This is a genomic window from Metabacillus sp. FJAT-52054, from assembly GCF_037201815.1.
GTDB lineage: Bacteria > Bacillota > Bacilli > Bacillales > Bacillaceae > Metabacillus_B > Metabacillus_B sediminis.
In genome coordinates this window covers 127,849-149,440 of the sequence record NZ_CP147407.1, presented here as the reverse complement: position 1 = coordinate 149,440, position 21,592 = coordinate 127,849, and the positions used below count along the sequence as shown (strand labels likewise).

At 43.9% G+C, this 21,592-nt stretch carries 22 protein-coding genes and 1 other annotated feature; all 22 genes read right to left on the bottom strand.

All coding sequences use genetic code 11. From position 1 onward, the window contains the following. Positions 1 to 34: 34 nt before the first annotated feature. The gene (gene rplB, locus WCV65_RS00770; RefSeq protein ID WP_035406798.1) at positions 35 to 865 is read right to left on the bottom strand and encodes a 50S ribosomal protein L2; all 831 of its coding nucleotides are present in this window, start codon (positions 863 to 865) and stop codon (positions 35 to 37) included. A 26-nt stretch (positions 866 to 891) separates the two neighbouring features. Next, entirely contained in the window at positions 892 to 1,179 is a 288-nt protein-coding gene (gene rplW / locus WCV65_RS00765) for a 50S ribosomal protein L23 (RefSeq protein ID WP_035406795.1), read from the bottom strand. After that, positions 1,179 to 1,802 carry a 50S ribosomal protein L4 gene (gene rplD / locus WCV65_RS00760; RefSeq protein WP_035406792.1) on the bottom strand — a complete coding sequence of 208 codons (624 nt, stop codon included), beginning with the start codon at positions 1,800 to 1,802 and terminating at the stop codon, positions 1,179 to 1,181. The genes rplW and rplD overlap by 1 nt, the downstream gene beginning before the upstream one ends. Positions 1,803 to 1,829: 27 nt before the next feature. Then, positions 1,830 to 2,459 (bottom strand): 50S ribosomal protein L3, encoded by a 630-nt coding sequence (gene rplC / locus WCV65_RS00755; protein ID WP_035406789.1) that lies wholly within the window; start codon positions 2,457 to 2,459, stop codon positions 1,830 to 1,832. Positions 2,460 to 2,501: 42 nt separating this feature from the next. After that, entirely contained in the window at positions 2,502 to 2,810 is a 309-nt protein-coding gene (gene rpsJ / locus WCV65_RS00750; protein WP_029282834.1) for a 30S ribosomal protein S10, read from the bottom strand. Between the two features lie 365 nt (positions 2,811 to 3,175). Further along, a complete protein-coding gene (gene tuf, locus WCV65_RS00745; RefSeq protein ID WP_035406786.1) occupies positions 3,176 to 4,366 on the bottom strand; it encodes an elongation factor Tu in 1,191 nt (396 codons plus the stop codon). Between the two features lie 113 nt (positions 4,367 to 4,479). Beyond that, entirely contained in the window at positions 4,480 to 6,558 is a 2,079-nt protein-coding gene (fusA, locus tag WCV65_RS00740) for an elongation factor G (protein ID WP_035406783.1), read from the bottom strand. Positions 6,559 to 6,611: 53 nt separating this feature from the next. Continuing rightward, complete coding sequence (gene rpsG, locus WCV65_RS00735) at positions 6,612 to 7,082, bottom strand: 30S ribosomal protein S7 (protein ID WP_035406779.1); 471 nt, start codon at positions 7,080 to 7,082, stop codon at positions 6,612 to 6,614. A 41-nt stretch (positions 7,083 to 7,123) separates the two neighbouring features. Next, positions 7,124 to 7,546, bottom strand: coding sequence for a 30S ribosomal protein S12 (gene rpsL / locus WCV65_RS00730; protein ID WP_035406776.1), 423 nt, complete (start codon positions 7,544 to 7,546; stop codon positions 7,124 to 7,126). Positions 7,547 to 7,653: 107 nt separating this feature from the next. Beyond that, complete coding sequence (locus WCV65_RS00725) at positions 7,654 to 7,899, bottom strand: 50S ribosomal protein L7ae-like protein (RefSeq protein ID WP_035406773.1); 246 nt, start codon at positions 7,897 to 7,899, stop codon at positions 7,654 to 7,656. 117 nt (positions 7,900 to 8,016) lie between these two features. Further along, positions 8,017 to 11,616 carry a DNA-directed RNA polymerase subunit beta' gene (gene rpoC, locus WCV65_RS00720; protein ID WP_035406770.1) on the bottom strand — a complete coding sequence of 1,200 codons (3,600 nt, stop codon included), beginning with the start codon at positions 11,614 to 11,616 and terminating at the stop codon, positions 8,017 to 8,019. 209 nt (positions 11,617 to 11,825) lie between these two features. Then, a complete protein-coding gene (rpoB, locus tag WCV65_RS00715) occupies positions 11,826 to 15,407 on the bottom strand; it encodes a DNA-directed RNA polymerase subunit beta (RefSeq protein WP_035406767.1) in 3,582 nt (1,193 codons plus the stop codon). 254 nt (positions 15,408 to 15,661) lie between these two features. Beyond that, positions 15,662 to 16,264 carry a class I SAM-dependent methyltransferase gene (locus WCV65_RS00710; protein ID WP_338779337.1) on the bottom strand — a complete coding sequence of 201 codons (603 nt, stop codon included), beginning with the start codon at positions 16,262 to 16,264 and terminating at the stop codon, positions 15,662 to 15,664. A 152-nt stretch (positions 16,265 to 16,416) separates the two neighbouring features. Further along, positions 16,417 to 16,782, bottom strand: coding sequence for a 50S ribosomal protein L7/L12 (rplL, locus tag WCV65_RS00705; RefSeq protein ID WP_035406761.1), 366 nt, complete (start codon positions 16,780 to 16,782; stop codon positions 16,417 to 16,419). A 50-nt stretch (positions 16,783 to 16,832) separates the two neighbouring features. After that, complete coding sequence (rplJ, locus tag WCV65_RS00700; RefSeq protein WP_035406758.1) at positions 16,833 to 17,333, bottom strand: 50S ribosomal protein L10; 501 nt, start codon at positions 17,331 to 17,333, stop codon at positions 16,833 to 16,835. 40 nt (positions 17,334 to 17,373) lie between these two features. Next, positions 17,374 to 17,517 (bottom strand) — a sequence feature (ribosomal protein L10 leader region). Between the two features lie 55 nt (positions 17,518 to 17,572). Next, entirely contained in the window at positions 17,573 to 18,271 is a 699-nt protein-coding gene (rplA, locus tag WCV65_RS00695) for a 50S ribosomal protein L1 (RefSeq protein WP_035406754.1), read from the bottom strand. Positions 18,272 to 18,464: 193 nt separating this feature from the next. Then, positions 18,465 to 18,890: a 50S ribosomal protein L11 gene (gene rplK / locus WCV65_RS00690; protein ID WP_035406751.1), complete on the bottom strand. Its 426-nt coding sequence runs from the start codon at positions 18,888 to 18,890 to the stop codon at positions 18,465 to 18,467. A gap of 177 nt (positions 18,891 to 19,067) precedes the next feature. Beyond that, entirely contained in the window at positions 19,068 to 19,601 is a 534-nt protein-coding gene (gene nusG / locus WCV65_RS00685; RefSeq protein ID WP_035406748.1) for a transcription termination/antitermination protein NusG, read from the bottom strand. Positions 19,602 to 19,793: 192 nt separating this feature from the next. Continuing rightward, positions 19,794 to 19,976, bottom strand: a complete 183-nt coding sequence (gene secE, locus WCV65_RS00680; protein WP_035406745.1) for a preprotein translocase subunit SecE — start codon at positions 19,974 to 19,976, stop codon at positions 19,794 to 19,796. 151 nt (positions 19,977 to 20,127) lie between these two features. Continuing rightward, positions 20,128 to 20,277 carry a 50S ribosomal protein L33 gene (rpmG, locus tag WCV65_RS00675; RefSeq protein WP_035406742.1) on the bottom strand — a complete coding sequence of 50 codons (150 nt, stop codon included), beginning with the start codon at positions 20,275 to 20,277 and terminating at the stop codon, positions 20,128 to 20,130. A gap of 82 nt (positions 20,278 to 20,359) precedes the next feature. After that, entirely contained in the window at positions 20,360 to 21,016 is a 657-nt protein-coding gene (sigH, locus tag WCV65_RS00670) for an RNA polymerase sporulation sigma factor SigH (RefSeq protein ID WP_035406739.1), read from the bottom strand. Between the two features lie 66 nt (positions 21,017 to 21,082). Next, positions 21,083 to 21,592 carry an NYN domain-containing protein gene (locus WCV65_RS00665; RefSeq protein ID WP_035406736.1) on the bottom strand — a complete coding sequence of 170 codons (510 nt, stop codon included), beginning with the start codon at positions 21,590 to 21,592 and terminating at the stop codon, positions 21,083 to 21,085.

Sequence of the window (21,592 nt, the reverse complement as noted above, 5' to 3'; positions counted from 1 at the left end):
CGCTACGGTTCGGATGAACCGTAGTTCAGTCACGTTATTTTTTACGACGACGTACGATAAATTTATCGGATTTATTCGTTTTCTTACGTGTTTTAGCACCAAGAGTCGGTTTACCCCATGGAGACATAGGTGATTTACGACCGATAGGTGAACGACCTTCACCACCACCGTGCGGGTGATCGTTAGGGTTCATTACAGATCCACGAACAGTTGGGCGTTTGCCTAACCAGCGGGAACGTCCAGCTTTACCAATGTTGATAAGTTCGTGCTGCTCGTTACCAACTTGACCGATTGTAGCGCGGCAAGTAGCAAGAATCATGCGAACCTCTCCGGAATTCAAACGAACAAGTACGTATTTGCCTTCTTTACCAAGGACTTGTGCAGATGTTCCTGCAGAACGTACAAGCTGTCCGCCTTTACCAGGTTTAAGCTCAATGTTGTGTACTACTGTACCAACTGGAATGTTTTGAAGTGGAAGGGCATTACCCACTTTAATGTCAGCTTCAGCTCCTGACATAATTTCCAAATCAACTTTAAGGTTTTTAGGAGCAAGAATGTATCTCTTTTCTCCATCAGCGTAATGAATTAACGCAATGTTTGCAGAGCGGTTTGGATCGTACTCGATTGTAGCAACGCGTCCTGGTATACCATCTTTGTCGCGTTTAAAATCGATAATACGATACTGGCGCTTATGGCCTCCGCCTTGATGACGAACCGTGATTTTACCTTGGTTGTTACGTCCAGCTTTTTTGCTCAACGGAGCAAGCAAGGATTTCTCCGGCTTATCAGTAGTGATTTCTGCAAAATCAGATACTGTCATACCACGACGACCGTTGGAGGTCGGTTTGTATTTTTTAATCGCCATCTCAATTTCCCTCCTTCACTTATATATTAAACTTCAAAAAGTTCGATTTCTTTAGAGTCAGCAGTCAATGTAATGATTGCTTTTCTTCTGCGATTTGTAAGTCCGCTGTAACGGCCAACACGTCTGAATTTACCTTTGTAATTCATAACATTGACTTTCGCTACTTTCACACCGAAAATTGCTTCTACAGCATCTTTAACTTCCGTTTTGTTAGCTCTTACGTCTACTTCAAACGTATATTTTCTGTCAGCCATAATGTCAGTAGAATTTTCAGTGATCACGGGGCGCTTAATAATATCACGAGGATCTTTCATTATGCAAGCACCTCCTCTACTTTTTGCACCGCAGCTTTCGTCATAATTAGCTTTTCATGGTTCAGTACGTCAAGAACGTTGATACCGTCAGCTGCAACAACAGTGATGCCCTGGATGTTACGTGCAGAAAGTGAAACTTTCTCGTTAACATCAGCAGTAACGATCAATGCTTTTTTCTCAACTGAAATAGCTTTTAGGATAGAAGCCATTTCCTTTGTTTTTACAGCATCCAGTGTCAGATCCTCAAGAACAACAATTTTGCTGTCTTGTACTTTAGATGATAAAGCAGATTTGATAGCCAGACGGCGTACTTTTTTAGGTAGTTTGTAAGCATAAGAACGAGGTGTCGGTCCGAAAACTACTCCTCCTCCGCGCCATTGCGGTGAACGGATAGATCCTTGACGAGCACGTCCAGTTCCTTTTTGGCGCCAAGGTTTGCGTCCTCCGCCACGAACTTCAGAACGATTCTTTACTTTAGCATTTCCTTGTCTTAAGGAAGCTCTTTGCATGATAACCGCTTCGAAAAGAACAGCTTGGTTTGGCTCGATACCGAAGATAGAATCGTTCAGTTCGATTTCACCAGCGTTAGCTCCGCTTTGGTTTAACATAGTAACTTTTGGCATAATCCATTTCCTCCTTTCTCGGAAAAGTTATTTGGATTTTACTGCAGATTTTACAGTAACTAGAGATTTTCTTGGACCAGGTACGTTACCTTTGATCAAAAGAAGGTTGCGTTCTGCATCAACTTTAACGATCTCAAGGTTTTGTACTGTTACGCGCTCTCCACCCATACGTCCAGGCAGAAGTTTGTTCTTGAATACGCGGTTTGGAGCAACAGGACCCATTGAACCTGGGCGGCGATGGTAGCGTGAACCGTGGGACATTGGTCCGCGGGATTGTCCGTGGCGTTTAATAGAACCTTGGAATCCTTTACCTTTTGAAGTTCCTGTTACATCTACTGTATCTCCAGCGGAGAATACTTCTACTTTGACTTCCTGACCAACTTCGTAGTCTGCTGCGCTTACTCCACGAAATTCCTTAATGAAGCGCTTAGGCGCAGTGTTTGCTTTTGCAACGTGACCTTTTAGCGGTTTGTTAGCAAGTTTTTCACGTTTGTCATCAAAACCAACCTGAACTGCTTCGTAACCGTCGATTTCAGCCGTTTTCACTTGAAGAACTACGTTTGGAGCAGCTTCTACAACTGTAACTGGGATAAGATCGCCGTTTTCAGCAAATACTTGCGTCATACCGATTTTTCTACCTAAGATTCCTTTGGTCATTCGTCACACCTCCTGTTTTTTTCTACTATATAATATTGAACATTAAAGTTTGATTTCGATATCGACACCGGATGGTAAATCCAAACGCATTAACGCATCAACAGTTTGTGGTGTTGGGTTAATGATGTCGATTAGACGTTTGTGTGTACGCATCTCGAATTGCTCACGAGAGTCTTTGTACTTATGCACCGCACGAAGAATTGTGTAGATTGACTTTTCAGTCGGAAGCGGGATCGGACCAGATACGTTAGCACCTGAACGTTTCGCTGTTTCTACGATTTTCTCGGCAGATTGATCAAGAATTCTGTGATCATAAGCTTTCAAACGAATACGAATTTTTTGTTTTGCCATTATTTTCCCTCCTTTTCGCCTACTTAATATAGACAGTTCTCAGTGAGAATTTCCCTCACACACTCGCCATGGCAAAGCGGCCGGGTGTGTCAGCAACCTCTCACATCATCGCAGTCAAAGACCAACATTCACTATTATATAAAAAATGAGCGTCAGTTGCAAGAAGAAATTTAAATTTCTTTGTCTTTTACGCACCTCAGATATTATACCTTTTTCTAGGCAAAAAATCAAGTGCGTCTAGTTTTTGATCCAGCTTCACTTTTTCTTTCTTCAGGAATTAAGCCGCACGCTGTTGCTGCTTCCAATATAATTTAACAACATAAAAAAAGAACGAGCGATTTCTCGCTCGTTCTTTTAAACACTGATTACTCAGTGATTGTAGCAACTACTCCAGCACCTACAGTACGTCCACCCTCACGGATAGAGAACTTAGTACCTTCTTCGATTGCGATTGGAGAGATTAGTTCAACAGTCATTTCGATGTTGTCTCCAGGCATAACCATTTCTACACCTTCAGGAAGGTTGCAGATACCAGTTACATCAGTTGTACGGAAGTAGAACTGAGGACGGTAGTTAGTGAAGAATGGAGTGTGACGTCCACCCTCTTCTTTAGATAGAACATAAACTTCTGCTTTGAAGTTAGTGTGTGGAGTGATTGTTCCTGGCTTAGCAAGAACTTGTCCACGTTGGATATCTTCACGAGCTACTCCACGAAGAAGTGCGCCGATGTTGTCTCCAGCTTCAGCATAGTCAAGAAGTTTACGGAACATTTCAACACCTGTAACAGTTGTTGATTTTGGCTCTTCAGCAAGACCGATGATTTCGATAACGTCACCGACTTTAACTTGTCCACGCTCAACACGTCCAGTTGCAACAGTTCCACGGCCAGTGATAGAGAATACATCCTCAACAGGCATCATGAATGGTTTTTCGATATCACGCTCTGGAGTTGGGATGTACTCGTCAACTGCGTTCATTAGTTCAACGATTTTCTCTTCCCACTCAGCTTCTCCTTCAAGAGCTTTAAGAGCAGAACCTTTGATTACTGGAATGTCGTCGCCAGGGAAATCGTACTCAGAAAGAAGGTCACGAACTTCCATTTCAACTAGTTCAAGCAATTCTTCGTCATCAACCATATCACATTTGTTCATGAATACAACTAGGTAAGGAACACCTACTTGACGAGAAAGAAGGATGTGCTCACGAGTTTGTGGCATTGGGCCGTCAGCAGCAGATACTACTAGGATTCCGCCGTCCATTTGTGCCGCACCAGTGATCATGTTTTTAACATAGTCAGCATGTCCTGGGCAGTCAACGTGTGCATAGTGACGAGTTTCAGTTTCGTACTCAACGTGTGCAGTTGAGATAGTGATTCCGCGCTCGCGCTCTTCTGGAGCAGCATCGATCATATCATAAGCCATCGCTGCACCTTTACCACTGCGCTTAGCAAGTACAGTTGTGATTGCAGCTGTTAGAGTTGTTTTACCATGGTCAACGTGTCCAATTGTACCGATATTGGCATGTGTTTTGGAACGGTCGAATTTTTCTTTACCCATTCGAAATGCCTCCCTTAGATAATAGAGTTAGTTATTTTAATTCAGAAAGCAGGATTATACCCGCCTTCTGAGGATACATAAGTAGTTATACTTCAATAAAGGTGTAAAATCAATTACTCGCCTTTATTTTTTTTGATGATTTCTTCAGAAATCGATTTAGGAACTTCTTCGTAGTGATCGAAGTGCATGGAGAATACTCCGCGTCCTTGTGTGTTTGAACGCAACGCAGTTGCATAACCAAACATTTCGGAAAGTGGAACCATTGCACGAACAACTTGAGCGTTACCGCGTGCATCCATACCTTCAACGCGTCCACGGCGAGAAGTAATATCACCCATGATATCTCCCATGTACTCATCCGGGATTACAACTTCAACCTTCATAACAGGCTCAAGGATAACCGGGTTACATTTGGATACTGCGTTTTTAAGAGCTAGTGAAGCCGCTACTTTAAACGCCATCTCACTGGAGTCAACATCATGGTAAGATCCATCAACAAGTGCTGCTTTAACGTCGATTAGCTGATATCCTGCAAGGACACCGTTTTTCATTGAATCCTCTAGACCTGCTTGAACAGCTGGTACGTATTCACGAGGAACAACTCCACCGACGATCTTGTTTTGGAATTCGAAGCCTTTTCCTTCTTCGTTTGGTTCGAATTCGATCCAAACGTGTCCGAATTGTCCGCGTCCACCAGATTGGCGGGCAAACTTACCTTCGACTTTAGCTGAACCGCGGAAAGTCTCACGGTATGCAACTTGCGGAGCACCAACATTAGCTTCTACTTTGAATTCGCGACGCATACGGTCAACGATGATATCAAGGTGAAGCTCACCCATACCAGAGATGATGGTTTGTCCAGTCTCAGGATCAGTATGAGCACGGAATGTTGGATCCTCTTCAGATAGCTTTGTCAAAGCTGTAGACATTTTGTCTTGGTCAGCTTTAGATTTCGGCTCAACTGATAGAGAGATAACCGGCTCTGGGAATTCCATGGATTCCAAGATTACAAGGCTCTTTTCATCACATAGAGTATCACCAGTTGTAGTATCTTTCAATCCTACAGCTGCTGCGATATCCCCAGAGTATACAGTGGAGATTTCTTCACGAGAGTTAGCATGCATTTGCAGGATACGTCCTACACGCTCACGCTTGCCTTTCGTGGAGTTTTGTACGTAAGAACCAGAGTTAAGTACTCCAGAGTACACACGGAAGAAAGTAAGCTTTCCTACGTATGGATCTGTCATTACTTTGAACGCTAGAGCAGAGAACGGCTCATCGTCACTGGATTTACGGATTACTTCCTCTTCAGAATCAGGAAGAATTCCTTTGATAGACGGTACGTCAGTTGGCGCAGGAAGGTAATCAAGTACAGCATCCAGCATCAATTGAACACCTTTGTTTTTGAAAGCAGATCCGCAAATTACTGGATAGAATTCAACGTCGCAAGTACCTTTACGGATTGCAGCTTTGATTTCATCAACCGTCAGCTCTTCACCGTCAAGATATTTCATCATCAATTCTTCATCAAGTTCTGCTACTGCTTCAATTAGCTTGTTGCGCCATTCTTCAGCAAGTTCTTGATAGTCTTCTGGAATTTCTTTCGCATCGGTACGAGTTCCCAAGTCATCTTCGTAGAAGTATGCAACGTTTTCTACTAGATCGATAATTCCTTCGAAGTTATCTTCAGCACCGATAGGAAGCTGAATCGGATGAGCATTCGCTTGAAGGCGGTCATGCATCGTTTTTACGGAATAAAGGAAATCCGCACCGATTTTATCCATTTTGTTTACGAACACTACACGAGGTACGCCGTAAGTAGTAGCTTGGCGCCAAACTGTTTCAGTTTGAGGCTCAACTCCGGATTGTGCATCAAGAACAGCTACGGCACCATCAAGTACACGCAGGGAACGTTCAACTTCAACAGTGAAGTCTACGTGTCCCGGTGTATCGATGATGTTAACGCGGTAACCTTTCCATGATGCAGTTGTAGCTGCAGATGTAATCGTGATTCCGCGTTCTTGCTCCTGTTCCATCCAGTCCATTTGTGAAGCTCCTTCATGAGTTTCACCAATTTTGTGGATACGTCCAGTGTAGAACAAGATCCGTTCTGTAGTCGTCGTTTTACCAGCGTCGATGTGAGCCATGATCCCGATATTACGAGTGTTTTCTAAGGAGAACTCTCTTGCCATCTTAGTAACTTCTCCTTCCTATAAAGAGGATTAGTGGGTTTTTTATTTCGATCTTACCAGCGGTAGTGAGCGAATGCTTTGTTCGCTTCTGCCATTTTGTGCGTATCTTCGCGTTTCTTAACAGCAGCACCAGTATTGTTGGCTGCGTCAAGAATCTCGTTAGCTAAACGCTCTTCCATGGTTTTTTCTCCACGAAGACGAGCGTAGTTTACTAACCAGCGAAGTCCAAGAGTAGAACGGCGGTCAGGACGCACCTCTACTGGTACTTGGTAGTTTGCTCCACCTACACGGCGGGCTTTAACTTCTAGAACTGGCATGATGTTTTTAAGTGCTTGTTCGAACACTTCCATTGGCTCTTTACCGCTGCGCTCCCTGATTGTATCAAGTGCAGAATAAAGAATGGTTTGTGCTTTTCCTCTTTTACCATCAACCATAATGCGGTTTACCAAACGAGTAACAAGTTTGGAATTGTAAAGCGGATCTGGCAATACGTCTCTTTTTGTAACAGGACCTTTACGAGGCATGTTTTTTTCCTCCTTTCACGAAGTGATTCTATTTGTTTAAATTATTTTTTTGGAGCTTTAGGACGTTTAGTTCCGTATTTGGAACGACCTTGCATACGGCCATCAACACCGGCAGTGTCAAGCGCACCGCGAACGATGTGGTAACGTACTCCCGGTAAATCTTTTACACGTCCGCCGCGGATAAGAACAACACTATGCTCTTGAAGGTTATGTCCGATACCAGGAATGTAAGCTGTAACCTCGATTTGGTTAGTCAAGCGTACACGGGCATATTTACGAAGCGCGGAGTTCGGCTTCTTCGGAGTCATTGTACCAACACGTGTGCATACACCGCGTTTTTGAGGTGAAGATACGTTAGTGTGCTCTTTTTTGAAACTGTTGTAACCTTTGTTCAATGCAGGAGACTTAGATTTTTCAATCTTGCTTACGCGTCCCTTGCGGATCAATTGATTAATAGTAGGCATGTTTTTTCCTCCCTTCTCAAATTCTAAACCCACACATCCAGGTGGTTCATATTTGGGCAAAAACAAAGTCTTTACTTGATTACTCAGGTAAAAACGTGTTTGCTTTATTAGGTAATGGCTACAGCTGCGGCGCCAACTTCAATTCCGCAAGCTTTTCCAAGCTTTTTCATGGAGTCTACTTTTATTACAGGAACGTTCTTATCCGCGGCCATCTGAGCAACGGCAGATGTAATTCGTGGATCGGCGTCCTCCGCAATGAGAAGCTCTTTGACGGAACCTTGCTGAAGTGCCTTCAGCGTTTGCTTTGTACCAACAATAATGTTTACTGCCTGTGATACTTTTTCATAAGACATTGAAGTATATCCTCCAAAGCAACAGGTAGAATCGAGCACCTTGAATATCTTAACATTGGAAGAGATGGATGTCAACAGAGTTTCCGAAGAAAGCTCTGAAGGCATCCATCTCTCATATTAATCTACGGTAACCGTGTCTTGGCTCGATTGAACTTGTGAGATTGGCTGTACTTTACGGTAGCGGTTCATACCTGTACCGGCAGGAACCAATTTACCGATGATTACATTCTCTTTTAGTCCGAGAAGCTCGTCACGTTTTCCTTTAATCGCAGCATCTGTCAGGACACGTGTTGTTTCCTGGAAGGATGCTGCAGACAAGAAGGAGTCCGTTTCAAGAGATGCTTTCGTGATACCCAGAAGGACTGGACGGCCTGTAGCAGGTCGTTTGCCCCCAATAAGAACTTTTTTATTGGCGTCTGTGAACTGATGAATGTCAAGAAGAGTTCCAGGCAATACATCTGTATCTCCAGCGTCAATAACTCTGATTTTGCGAAGCATTTGACGAACCATAACCTCTACGTGTTTATCGCCAATTTCTACCCCTTGCATACGGTATACTTTTTGAACTTCACGAAGGAGGTATTCCTGCACAGCTTGAGTATCTTTTACTTTCAGAAGTTCTTTCGGATCGATTGAACCTTCAGTAAGCTCTTGGCCGCGTTTAACAGTATCGCCTTCTGCTACTTTCAGACGTGCATTGTAAGGAGCTGTATATGTGCGTGATTCCACATCACCCTGCACAACCAGTTCCTGCTGTTTTTCACGGATTTCATTTACTTGGGTTACAACACCGTCAATTTCTGAAATCGTAGCCTGACCTTTAGGGTTACGAGCTTCAAATAGCTCCTGGATACGAGGCAAACCTTGAGTGATGTCATCCCCTGCAACACCGCCTGTATGGAACGTACGCATTGTAAGCTGTGTTCCCGGCTCCCCGATGGATTGAGCGGCAATAATACCTACTGCTTCTCCAACTTCTACATCTGAACCGGTAGCCAGGTTACGGCCGTAGCATCGTTTACACACACCGTGACGGGTATTACATGTAAATGCAGAACGGATCAAGACTTGTTCAATTCCTGACTCAACAATTTGAAGAGCAAGATCTTCTGTGATCAGTTCATTTTCCTCAACAAGAACAGCTCCTGTTTCAGGGTGGTGAATGTTTTTGCGAGCATAACGTCCAATTAGACGCTCCTCAAGTTTTTCAATTACCTCTGTACCTTCTTTGATGGCTTCTGCAAGAAGTCCCCGGTCCGTTCCACAGTCGTCATCACGAATGATAACATCCTGAGCAACGTCAACTAGACGGCGAGTCAGGTAACCTGAATCGGCAGTCTTAAGGGCTGTATCGGCAAGACCTTTACGGGCACCATGGGTAGAGATAAAGTATTCCAATACCGTTAAACCTTCACGGAAACTGGACTTGATCGGAAGTTCGATGATTCGTCCAGCCGGGTTGGCCATCAGACCGCGCATTCCGGCTAGCTGCGTAAAGTTAGACGCGTTACCACGGGCTCCAGAGTCACTCATCATGAAGATCGGGTTGCGAATATCCAGAGTTTTCATCAGTTTTCCTTGAATCGTATCTTTCGCAGCACTCCAGATAGAGATGACACGCTCATAGCGCTCTTCTTCTGTAATCAGACCGCGGCGGAACTGTTTAAGAACGTTATCTACCTTCGCTTGCGCTTCGGTTAGAATCTCTTCTTTTTCACGCAATACAACGATGTCTGCTACACCAACTGTAATACCGGCTTTTGTAGAGTATCTGAATCCCAAATCTTTCAGACGGTCAAGCATTTTTGACGTTTCTGTGATTTGGAACTTTTTAAAGATTTCAGCGATAATGCTTCCAAGGATTCCTTTTTTGAATGGAGGAATCAATTCCTGCTTCGCAATGTGTTCCTTCACGTCCACATTCGGATCGACGAAGTATTTCTCAGGCGTCTTTTCTTCAATGTTGCCTTTTGTCGGTTCATTCATATAAGGGAATGAATCTGGAAGGATTTCATTGAATACAAGCTTTCCTACCGTAGTAACAAGAAGCTGTTTTTTCTGCGCGTCTGTGAAAGTTTGATTATCTAAAGATGAAGCTGCTACAGCAACACGGGTATGAAGATGTACATATCCGTTTTGATAAGCAATAAGGGCTTCGTTTGTATCTTTGAAAATCATTCCTTCACCGACAGCATCAGGACGCTCCATTGTCAGGTAGTAGTTACCGAGAACCATATCCTGAGATGGTGTTACTACCGGTTTTCCATCCTTAGGGTTCAGGATGTTCTGTGCTGCAAGCATAAGGATACGCGCCTCTGCCTGTGCTTCAGCGGATAGAGGTACGTGAACAGCCATTTGGTCTCCGTCAAAGTCCGCGTTGTATGCCGTACATACTAGAGGATGCAGGCGGATTGCGCGTCCTTCTACAAGAGTCGGTTCAAATGCCTGGATACCAAGTCTGTGAAGTGTAGGTGCACGGTTCAGCAGAACTGGATGCTCCCTGATTACGGATTCAAGAACGTCCCAAACTTCAGGCTGAACGCGTTCGATTTTGCGTTTCGCACTCTTAATGTTATGGGCAAGGCCTTTTTCCACGAGCTCTTTCATTACAAATGGCTTGAATAGCTCAAGAGCCATTTCTTTAGGCAGTCCGCACTGATACATTTTCAGGTTCGGTCCAACTACGATTACGGAACGGCCTGAATAGTCAACACGTTTACCAAGCAAGTTTTGGCGGAAACGTCCTTGCTTCCCTTTAAGCATATGAGAAAGGGATTTTAATGGACGGTTACCAGGACCGGTAACCGGACGGCCTCTGCGTCCGTTGTCGATTAATGCATCCACTGCTTCTTGAAGCATACGCTTTTCATTTTGAACGATAATGCTTGGAGCTCCAAGATCGAGCAAACGCTTCAAACGGTTATTACGGTTAATTACACGGCGATAAAGATCATTTAGATCGGATGTTGCAAAACGTCCTCCGTCCAGCTGTACCATCGGACGAAGCTCAGGAGGAATGACAGGAAGAACATCAAGGATCATCCACGAAGGATTGTTTCCAGATCCGCGGAATGCTTCAAGCACTTCAAGACGCTTGATAGCACGAGTACGGCGCTGTCCTTGCGCTGTTTTCAAATCCTCTTTCAGCTGTTCTACATCTTTATCCGGATCGATGTCCATAAGAAGCTTTTTAATAGCTTCTGCACCCATTCCGGCATGGAATGTACTGCCGTATTTATCACGGTATGCACGATATTCTTTCTCGGAAAGAAGCTGTTTCTTCTCAAGAGGAGTATCTCCTGTGTCTGTTACAACATAGGAAGCAAAATAGATGACTTCTTCAAGAGCACGCGGGGACATGTCTAGCACAAGACCCATACGGCTCGGGATTCCTTTGAAATACCAAATGTGGGATACAGGAGCTGCCAGCTCAATGTGTCCCATGCGCTCACGGCGGACTTTCGCACGTGTTACTTCAACTCCGCATCGATCGCAGACTACACCTTTGTAACGGACACGTTTGTATTTTCCACAATGGCATTCCCAGTCCTTTTGAGGTCCGAAAATACGTTCACAGAACAAACCGTCTTTCTCAGGCTTAAGCGTACGGTAGTTGATTGTTTCTGGCTTTTTAACTTCACCGAATGACCAGGAACGGATCTTATCGGGTGATGCAAGTCCGATGTTCATGTACTCAAAATTATTAACATCCAGCAAGGGGCCTACCTCCCTTTTCATCTTCAGGTTATACCCTTATATCCTGAAGAGTGACTATTCTTTCGTTGCTTACAGTACGGCAATCAGGGCCAATAATAAAGGCTTTAGCATCCGCCTCAGGGTGAGACCGGACGCTAAAGCCCGGTTTTTCACCCTAAGGCTGCAGGCTGTATAGCGCGCCTGCTGCTTTGCAGCCATTTCCAATCCATCTATTCTTTCGTAACAGCGTCCTTCTCTTTTTCAGTAGTGACAGCTGCTTCTTCTTCCATTTCGTCTCCTAAAGACAAGCTATCGGAGTTTTGAGGATCTTCGTCGTCCTCGGTATCTCTCATTTCGATTTCTTTTTCATCGCCTGAGAGAATCTTAACGTCCATACCTAAGCTTTGAAGCTCCTTGATCAATACTTTGAAGGATTCAGGAACGCCAGGCTCTGGAACGTTTTCGCCTTTTACGATGGCTTCATATGTTTTCACACGTCCTACGACGTCATCCGACTTAACTGTAAGGATTTCCTGAAGTGTATAGGCAGCTCCATAAGCTTCAAGCGCCCAAACCTCCATCTCTCCAAAACGCTGTCCGCCGAATTGAGCTTTACCTCCAAGAGGCTGCTGTGTAACAAGTGAGTAAGGTCCGGTAGAACGGGCATGGAGTTTGTCATCAACCATGTGGGCCAGTTTGATCATGTACATGATTCCAACGGATACACGGTTATCAAACGGTTCGCCTGAACGTCCATCATAAAGGACTGTTTTAGCGTCTCTTGCCATTCCTGCTTCTTCAAGCGTAGACCAAACATCTTCCTCACGAGCACCATCAAATACCGGTGATGCAACATGAATGCCAAGGTAGCGTGCAGCCATTCCCAAGTGAAGCTCGAGCACTTGCCCGATGTTCATACGGGATGGTACACCAAGCGGGTTAAGCATGATATCTACCGGTGTGCCGTCTGGAAGATAAGGCATATCTTCTTCCGGAAGGATGCGGGAGATAACCCCTTTGTTACCATGTCGTCCGGCCATTTTATCTCCTTCAGAAATTTTACGCTTCTGAACGATATAAGCGCGTACGAGCTGGTTAACACCCGGCGGCAATTCGTCTCCGTCTTCACGGTTGAAGACTTTAACATCAAGGATAATTCCGCCACCGCCATGCGGTACTCTTAGGGATGTATCACGAACCTCGCGTGCTTTCTCGCCAAAGATTGCGTGAAGAAGTCTTTCTTCAGCTGTCAGCTCCGTTACACCCTTAGGTGTTACTTTACCAACAAGCAAGTCGCCGTCTTTTACTTCTGCACCGACACGGATGATTCCGCGTTCGTCAAGGTTGCGGAGTGCATCTTCCCCAACGTTTGGAATATCTCTTGTGATTTCTTCAGGTCCAAGCTTTGTATCACGTGCTTCGGACTCGTATTCTTCAATATGAATCGAAGTGTAAACATCGTCTTTTACAAGACGCTCACTCATGATGATGGCATCCTCATAGTTGTAGCCATCCCATGTCATGAACGCAACCATAACGTTGCGGCCAAGAGCCAGTTCGCCTTTTTCCATAGATGGTCCGTCAGCAAGAATTTCGCCTTTTACCACTTCATCGCCTTCACTTACGATCGGACGCTGATTGTAGCATGTTCCCTGATTGGAACGGATAAATTTCAGCATGCTGTATTTATCAAGGTTGCCCTTTACCTTTTTGCCATCTACTTCTTCATAGCGGCGAACATAAACGTTTTTCGCTTCTACTTTTTCAACGATACCAGGATGCTTACAGATTACAGCAGCACCCGAGTCTTTACCTGAAACGTACTCCATTCCTGTTCCGACAATCGGAGCTTCCGGCTGCATCAAAGGCACAGCCTGACGCTGCATGTTCGCTCCCATTAGGGCACGGTTGGAGTCATCGTTTTCAAGGAAAGGAATACATGCTGTCGCAGCGGAAACGACCTGTTTAGGAGATACGTCCATGTAATCCACGCGATCGCGGGCTACAACCGTATTCTCACCGCGGAAACGGGCTACGATTCCGTCATCAAGGAACGTACCGTCGTTATCCAAACGGGCATTTGCCTGTGCTACAACATAGTTATCTTCTTCATCTGCAGTCAGATAATCGATGCGCGCAGTTACTTTTCCTGTATCAGGATCAACACGGCGGTATGGTGTTTCAATGAATCCGAAACGGTTTACCTTCGCGTAACTGGACAAGGAGTTGATCAAACCGATGTTTGGTCCCTCAGGCGTCTCAATCGGACACATACGGCCGTAGTGGGAGTAGTGAACGTCACGGACTTCAAAGCCTGCACGCTCACGAGTCAACCCACCGGGTCCAAGTGCAGAAAGACGGCGCTTATGGGTAAGCTCAGCAAGCGGATTCGTCTGGTCCATGAACTGAGAAAGCTGAGAGCTTCCGAAGAACTCTTTAATGCTCGCAATAACAGGACGAATGTTAATAAGCTGCTGAGGAGTGATTGTATTTGTATCCTGAATGGACATACGCTCACGAACGACACGCTCCATACGGGAAAGACCGATACGGAATTGGTTTTGAAGCAATTCGCCAACTGAACGCAGACGGCGGTTACCAAGGTGATCGATATCATCTGTGTCGCCTACTCCGTGAAGAAGGTTAAAGAAATAGCTGATTGAAGATAAAATATCAGCAGCCGTAATGTTCTTAACTGCTTCTTCTACGTAAGCATTTCCGATCACATTGATGACTTGTTCGCCTTCCGGATCGTTCGGAGAGTAGATTTTAATAGATTGAAGAGTTGTTTCTTCCGTTACAACTCCGCCTGAAGGGTTCACTGTTTTGAAGCCTACACCGCTCTCAAGGTTTGGAATAATGCGGTCAAGAGTTCTGCGGTCAATAACCGCGCCCTTTTCAGCAATGATTTCCCCTGTTTCAGGATCTGCCAGTGATTCAGCAAGACGCTGATTGAAAAGACGGTTTTTTATATGAAGCTTTTTGTTAATTTTATAGCGTCCAACACTAGCAAGATCATAGCGCTTCGGATCAAAGAAGCGTGACTCAAGCAGGCTTTTTGCGTTATCAACAGTAGGAGGCTCTCCCGGACGAAGGCGTTCGTAGATTTCAAGAAGCGCTTTTTCCGTAGTCTCCGTGTTATCTTTTTCAAGAGTGTTGCGCAAATACTCGTTTTCACCAAACAAATCGGTGATTTCTTGATCAGAGCCAAACCCTAGGGCACGCAAAAGAACCGTAACTGGCAGTTTCCGAGTACGATCTATCCGTACATATGCGACATCTTTAGCATCGGTTTCGTACTCCAGCCAAGCACCACGGTTTGGAATGACTGTTGCTGTAAAGCCTCTTTTACCATTCTTGTCGACTTTACCGCTGAAATATACACTTGGCGAACGCACTAGCTGAGATACGATAACACGCTCAGCTCCATTGATTACGAACGTTCCAGTTTCCGTCATCAAAGGGAAATCCCCCATGAAAACGTCCTGGTCCTTTACTTCGCCTGTTTCTTTGTTGATCAAACGGACTTTCACGCGCAGCGGAGCAGAATAGGTTACATCGCGTTCCTTAGACTCCTCCACGGAGTACTTTGGCTCACCAAGGCTGTAATCAATAAACTCTAGCGAGAGGTTGCCAGTGAAATCCTCAATTGGAGAGATATCATAAAACATCTCTCTGAGACCCTCATCAAGAAACCACTGATAAGAAGCGGTTTGAATCTCAATGAGATTCGGCAATTCTAATACTTCGCTAATGCGTGCATAACTTCTGCGTTGGCGGTGCCGTCCATACTGAACTAGTTGACCTGTCAACTGATTCACCCCTCAGTTCATGCATATTGGATCTGTAAAAAGCATCAAACTAGTTATCCTAGCAACTTATGCTTTTACAAGTAAATAACAAAACAAAAAAGGGTTTCTGTTAAGAAAACCACACTTTTTTTGAACGAACAGATTCTATAAGTTTTCCCACATATGCTAAATTTATACATTCGTTATGTATTTTAGACATTTGCAGAAATTTAAACATTGGCATTTTATAATATTAACATGCCAAAAAATACGAGTCAATCTTTTTTAGCCCTTATAATATAGTAGCCTTTTTTCTTCTGCACGACGTCTACTTCATCAAAATGCTCTTCCATTTTTGCAGCTGCAGATGGAGCTCCCTGTTTTTTCTGAATCACAACCCAGAGTTCTCCGCCGGCGCGAAGATATTCATAGCTTTTTTCAAGAATTTCATGAACCACACTCTTCCCGGCTCTGATAGGCGGGTTTGTCAGGATCGCTGCATATTCTTTTCCTTTTACATGCTCGAACAAGTTGCTTTGAAAAATTTCGGCATTTGAAATTTGATTTAGTTCCGCATTTTCTTTTGCAAGTTCAACGGCTCTGGAATTAATATCAGCCATGTCTACATCACGGCTTGGCCATTTTTTCGCAAGCGCGAGGCCTATCGGGCCATAGCCGCAGCCCATATCCAGAATCTTTCCGTCTGCTTCCGGCATTTCAAAAGCCTCGATCAGCACTTTTGATCCGAAATCAACTTCATTTTTTGAAAATACACCTGAATCACTTCGAAAGGTAAAGGAATGGCCAGCCAGATCATAGGTCCAGCTTTTCTTATTGCTTTGAACAGTAGGATTCTCAGAGTAGTAATGATCACTCATCATGTTACCTCCTTTTAGGAGCTGGGAGTTTATTCTATCATTTAGGGGAAGCTGCTTGCCATATATTAGCCCGCGCTCTAATAAGGATGTTGCCTTCTTAGGAAGAAAAAAGCCCGCTATTAGCAGCGGGCTTTATCTTATATAGAAAGGAATTACTTAATTTCTACGCCAGCGCCAACTTCTTCAAGTTTAGCTTTAAGCTCTTCAGCTTCTTCTTTAGCAATGCCTTCTTTAACTGGTTTCGGTGCGTTGTCAACCATTTCTTTCGCTTCTTTAAGTCCAAGACCTGTGATTTCACGAACCACTTTGATAACTTTGATTTTTGAAGCTCCAGCAGATGCAAGAATAAGATCGAATTCAGTTTGCTCAGCAGCAGCTTCGCCAGCTCCAGCTCCACCCATCATAGCAACAGGAGCAGCAGCAGTAACACCAAATTCTTCTTCGATAGCTTTAACAAGATCGTTTAGTTCTAGAACTGTCATGCTTTTGACAGCTTCAATGATTTGTTCTTTAGACATTATATTTTCCTCCTTATTTTTCAATCAGTTTTTTTTATAGTAATACGGGCTTAAGCGCCTTGTTCTTCTTTTTGCTCAGCAACTGCTTTGCTGACAAGAGCCAGGTTGCGGATTGGAGCTTGAAGAACGCTAAGCAACATAGAAAGCAAGCCTTCGCGTGAAGGAAGTTCAGCAAGAGCTTTAATTTCCTCAGCAGATACAACGTTACCTTCAACAACACCAGCTTTGATTTCCAAAGCTTCGTTCTTTTTCGCGAAGTCGTTCAAGACTTTTGCAGGAGCTACTACGTCTTCTGTGCTGAATGCGATCGCATTCGGTCCAGTTAGAGCGTCGTTAAGTTCCGTAAGCTCAGCTTGTTCAACCGCACGGCGAGTCATCGTGTTTTTGTAAACTTTGAATTCTACGCCAGCTTCACGAAGAGTTTTACGAAGTTCAGTCACTTGACCTACTGTCAGTCCGCGGTAGTCAACTACGATAGTAGATTTGCTGTCGCGGAATTTAGTTGTGATTTCATCAACGATTTGTTTCTTTGTTTCGATAATGCTGCTCATTGTTACACCTCCTGTAGAATGATTGACATTATACCGTTTGTGTTCGCATGAAAAAGCCTCCATGCTAGACATGGAGGCGCCGTTTATACATGAACAATGCTGATCTGTACAATATGGTCACACCTCGGCAGGGAATTAAGCCATTAGCGGCACCTGCTGTCTGCGGTATAATTCTCTTATTGAGTTGTCGTTTTAATAACAAAGTGAATTATATACGAACTTCCATAAGAAGTCAATAATTATTTTACAGAGAAGCTAGCAGAATCAACTTTGACTCCAGGGCCCATAGTGGACGTTACTGCAACACTCTTCATGTAAGTGCCTTTTGCAGCCGCTGGTTTTGCTTTAAGCAATGTGTCAAAGATTGTTTTGAAGTTTTCAACAAGCTTGTTGTCTTCGAATGAAACTTTACCGATAGGTACGTGGATGATACCGGCTTTATCAACACGGTATTCAACTTTACCAGCTTTGATTTCATTAACAGCTCTTTCAACTTCAAAAGTTACAGTTCCAGTTTTCGGGTTCGGCATTAGGCCTTTTGGTCCCAATACGCGTCCAAGCTTACCAACTTCACCCATCATGTCAGGAGTAGCAACGATTACATCAAACTCAAACCAGCCTTGCTGAATTTTCGTGATGAATTCGGAATCTCCAACATAATCTGCTCCTGCAGCTTCTGCTTCTTTCGCTTTTTCGCCTTTAGCGAAAACCAAAACTTTTTGAGTTTTACCAGTTCCGTTTGGAAGCACAACTGCTCCGCGGATTTGCTGGTCATTTTTACGAGGGTCTACTCCAAGACGGAAAGCAACCTCTACTGTTGCGTCAAACTTTGCAGTGTTTGTTTTCTTAGCCAGTTCAACAGCCTCTGTAACAGGGTAAGCTTTAGAACGGTCTACAAGCTTTGCAGCTTCTACATATTTCTTGCCTTTTTTAGCCATTTTAAATGTCCTCCTTATGTGGTTTTAGCGGAAATAACCTCCCACAGGTAAAAGCGCAGCTGTCCAGGAAACCCGGCCAGTGCGTTCGGATGGGGCAAAAACAATGCCTGATCCATCCAGGTCACAAATCTGTAAACGAGAATAAAGGCTGCGAACTTGTTAATCCAAACCCGCAACCCTTAAGCATCATCAATTAGTCTTCGATCACAATTCCCATGCTGCGCGCAGTACCTTCAACCATCAACATAGCCGCTTCAACGCTTGCTGCGTTTAAGTCAGGCATTTTTGTTTCAGCGATTTCACGTACTTTGTCACGCTTAACAGTAGCCACTTTATTACGGTTTGGTTCACCAGAACCAGACTCAATTCCAGCTGCTTTCTTAAGCAATACAGCAGCAGGCGGAGTTTTTGTAATAAATGTGAAGGAACGATCTTCAAAAACAGTGATTTCAACTGGGATAATCAACCCAGCTTGTTCAGCTGTGCGTGCGTTAAATTCCTTACAGAATCCCATGATATTCACACCAGCTTGACCCAATGCGGGACCTACTGGAGGAGCCGGATTCGCTTTGCCGGCAGGGATTTGCAATTTAACCATTTTAATTACTTTTTTAGCCACGAGACACACCTCCTTAAGTCCGTGATGTGGTAATAGGGCCTTGCCCTCCCACTCATAACCTCATTCTTTATGTGAATGATTAGGAATAAAATCAAGTTATCTGTCCCACTTTGAGTGAGACACACTGACTTATGAAATATTATCACTTTTCCCAATCTATTTCAAGTTATTTTCTGATTATAATTTATCCACTTGAGAGAATTCAAGTTCAACAGGTGTTTCACGGCCGAACATGTTCACTAGAACTTTAACTTTTTGCTTGTCATGATCGATGTCTTCAATAACACCGGTAAAGTTTGCAAATGGCCCCTCAATTACTTTAACCGTTTCTTTCAGCTCAAAGTCGATTTCAACACGGCGCTCATCCATACCCATGCGCTTAAGAATCACTTCTACTTCTTCAGGAAGAAGTGCCGTCGGCTTAGAACCGGAACCGGCAGAGCCAACGAATCCTGTTACACCCGGTGTATTCCGTACAACATACCATGAATCGTCTGTCATAACGATTTCAACCAATACATAGCCAGGAAACACCTTTTTCTTTACAACTTTCTTTTTACCATTCTTAATATCTGTTTCTTCCTCTTCAGGAACTACGACTCTGAAAATCTTGTCTTGCATTGCCATTGATTCAACACGCTTTTCAAGATTCGCTTTTACTTTATTCTCGTATCCGGAATACGTGTGAACAACATACCAATTTTTCTCCATACAGTCAGGACCTTTGTCCTTCCCTCCCCGCATTAATCAGTTTTATATAATGAATCTGCTGCGCTTGTCCCGTATGTAAGCAGGCAGCGCAACTTTTTTGCAAATTAAAAAACCCGCTGAACGGGTCTTTTTTCGAACAAAGCTGTGGATTATCATTTATTATAACACGGAAAATCCAGTTTTATTCAACAATCAGCCAACAATTAATCGAACTAGCTCAGAAATGCCCAAGTCAACGACTGCGAAAAACACAGCTGCGAAGACAACGGTTGCGATAACAACGATCGTATATCTAGTAAGCTCTTTGCCTTTTGGCCAGCTTACTTTTTTCATTTCACGACCGACATCCCCGAAGAAATTAGTAATACGTCCCATTTCGTTACCTCCAAAAATAAAGAAAATGCTCAAATGGCCTTTCCGGCTTTCTTTCTAATTTGAAAGAGGATGGCAGGCTCCGGTCGGACCTTCGATTGTAACTTCGCCTATCAGCGCTGGAAAATAAAAACTGGCAAGAGTGATATAAGTCCTATTTCGTTTCGCGGTGGTTTGTATGCGCATTGCACGTACCGCAGAATTTCTTCATTTCCAAGCGCTCTGTTGTGTTAGAAGTGCTTTTCATCGTTGTATAGTTGCGGCTGCCGCATTCTGTACAGCCTAAAACTACTTTTTTTCGCATGCTGAACACCTTCCGCCATGTTTCATATTCCTACAAAATGTATCATAGCGTGGTTTTTCCTGTCAATAAAGGATCGAATTTGTCACATGCTCAGTTCGCGCAGCTCTAAATATCTTTCAAGCTTTCTTTTCACCCGCTGAAGGGCATTGTCAATTGACTTAACGTGGCGGTTCAGTTCTTCAGAAATCTCCTGATAGGACCTTCCGTCCAGATAAAGGGACAGCACTTTTCTTTCAAGATCACTCAATAGCTCAGCCATCTTTACTTCAATATCGTCAAACTCTTCCTGATTGATAAACAGCTCTTCAGGATCCATAATTTTGGCTCCGGATATGACATCCATCAATGTCCGGTCCGATTCGTCATCATAAATAGGCTTGTCCAGAGAAACATAGGAGTTAAGCGGAATGTGTTTTTGGCGGGTTGCTGTTTTGATAGCGGTAATGATTTGGCGGGTTATGCATAGTTCTGCAAAAGCTTTGAATGAGGTAAGCTTGTCCTCCTTAAAGTCCCGAATCGCTTTATAAAGCCCAATCATGCCTTCTTGAACGATATCTTCCCTGTCAGCTCCGATAAGAAAGTAAGATCTTGCTTTGGCCCTGACAAAATTTCGGTACTTTGTAATCAAATAATCCAGTGCATCACTATCTCCATTATGAACTAACTCTACAATCTGCTCATCGTCCAGAAACTGAAATTCTTCCTTGCTGAGATACCCCTTGCTGATTTGTGTATTCAAGCCGATCCCCCCGACCGCACATAGATAGCCATATTATACAGCACAAAATTTGGAATCGCAATATGATTACAGGTCTCCGCGACGCCATTTCTCAAAGGTTTTTATGACATCTTCCGACAAAGAAATCTTCGATGGAGGCCGTTCATTTTCCATACGCTTCACTTTTTTCTTGATGCTTTTTTCAATCGCTTCCATTTCATTCAGCAGCTCTCTTGCCGATTTGCGCAATGCCCCCTGTCCAAAAATGGCCCATTGTTCCGTATAGTCCGAAGTGGCTACATGAATCTGTGTCCGGATATCATTCAATTCAGAAGCAAGCTTTTCAATTCGTTCATCCGCTGTTTCATTTTCTTTCGTAAAAATCACTTCTACCCGATAATTTCTGTGTTTCTTTTCAATTCCTTTAACAAGGTGTGCATCAAAGACGATGATGACCCTGTATTTGGTGAAAGCTTGGTATTCCGCCATTTTTTGAATGAGAAGATCTCTGGCCTGTGCAAAATAGTCTTTTTTCAGGACTCTCAGCTCAGGCCAGGCACCGATGATGTTGTATCCATCCACGAGCAGAATGTTCAT

Bases quoted from the DNA above. Each gene is read 5' to 3' on its own strand.
- rplB (WP_035406798.1), bottom strand. From the start codon at position 865: ATGGCGATTAAAAAATACAAACCGACCTCCAACGGTCGTCGTGGTATG.
- rplW (WP_035406795.1), bottom strand. From the start codon at position 1,179: ATGAAAGATCCTCGTGATATTATTAAGCGCCCCGTGATCACTGAAAAT.
- rplD (WP_035406792.1), bottom strand. From the start codon at position 1,802: ATGCCAAAAGTTACTATGTTAAACCAAAGCGGAGCTAACGCTGGTGAA.
- rplC (WP_035406789.1), bottom strand. From the start codon at position 2,459: ATGACCAAAGGAATCTTAGGTAGAAAAATCGGTATGACGCAAGTATTT.
- rpsJ (WP_029282834.1), bottom strand. From the start codon at position 2,810: ATGGCAAAACAAAAAATTCGTATTCGTTTGAAAGCTTATGATCACAGA.
- tuf (WP_035406786.1), bottom strand. From the start codon at position 4,366: ATGGGTAAAGAAAAATTCGACCGTTCCAAAACACATGCCAATATCGGT.
- fusA (WP_035406783.1), bottom strand. From the start codon at position 6,558: ATGGCAAGAGAGTTCTCCTTAGAAAACACTCGTAATATCGGGATCATG.
- rpsG (WP_035406779.1), bottom strand. From the start codon at position 7,082: ATGCCTCGTAAAGGTCCTGTTACAAAAAGAGACGTATTGCCAGATCCG.
- rpsL (WP_035406776.1), bottom strand. From the start codon at position 7,546: ATGCCTACTATTAATCAATTGATCCGCAAGGGACGCGTAAGCAAGATT.
- WCV65_RS00725 (WP_035406773.1), bottom strand. From the start codon at position 7,899: ATGTCTTATGAAAAAGTATCACAGGCAGTAAACATTATTGTTGGTACA.
- WCV65_RS00710 (WP_338779337.1), bottom strand. From the start codon at position 16,264: ATGAGTGATCATTACTACTCTGAGAATCCTACTGTTCAAAGCAATAAG.
- rplL (WP_035406761.1), bottom strand. From the start codon at position 16,782: ATGTCTAAAGAACAAATCATTGAAGCTGTCAAAAGCATGACAGTTCTA.
- rplJ (WP_035406758.1), bottom strand. From the start codon at position 17,333: ATGAGCAGCATTATCGAAACAAAGAAACAAATCGTTGATGAAATCACA.
- rplA (WP_035406754.1), bottom strand. From the start codon at position 18,271: ATGGCTAAAAAAGGCAAGAAATATGTAGAAGCTGCAAAGCTTGTAGAC.
- nusG (WP_035406748.1), bottom strand. From the start codon at position 19,601: ATGGAGAAAAATTGGTATGTTGTTCACACGTATTCCGGATACGAGAAT.
- secE (WP_035406745.1), bottom strand. From the start codon at position 19,976: ATGGGACGTATTACTAATTTCTTCGGGGATGTCGGTCGTGAAATGAAA.
- rpmG (WP_035406742.1), bottom strand. From the start codon at position 20,277: ATGCGAAAAAAAGTAGTTTTAGGCTGTACAGAATGCGGCAGCCGCAAC.
- WCV65_RS00665 (WP_035406736.1), bottom strand. From the start codon at position 21,592: ATGAACATTCTGCTCGTGGATGGATACAACATCATCGGTGCCTGGCCT.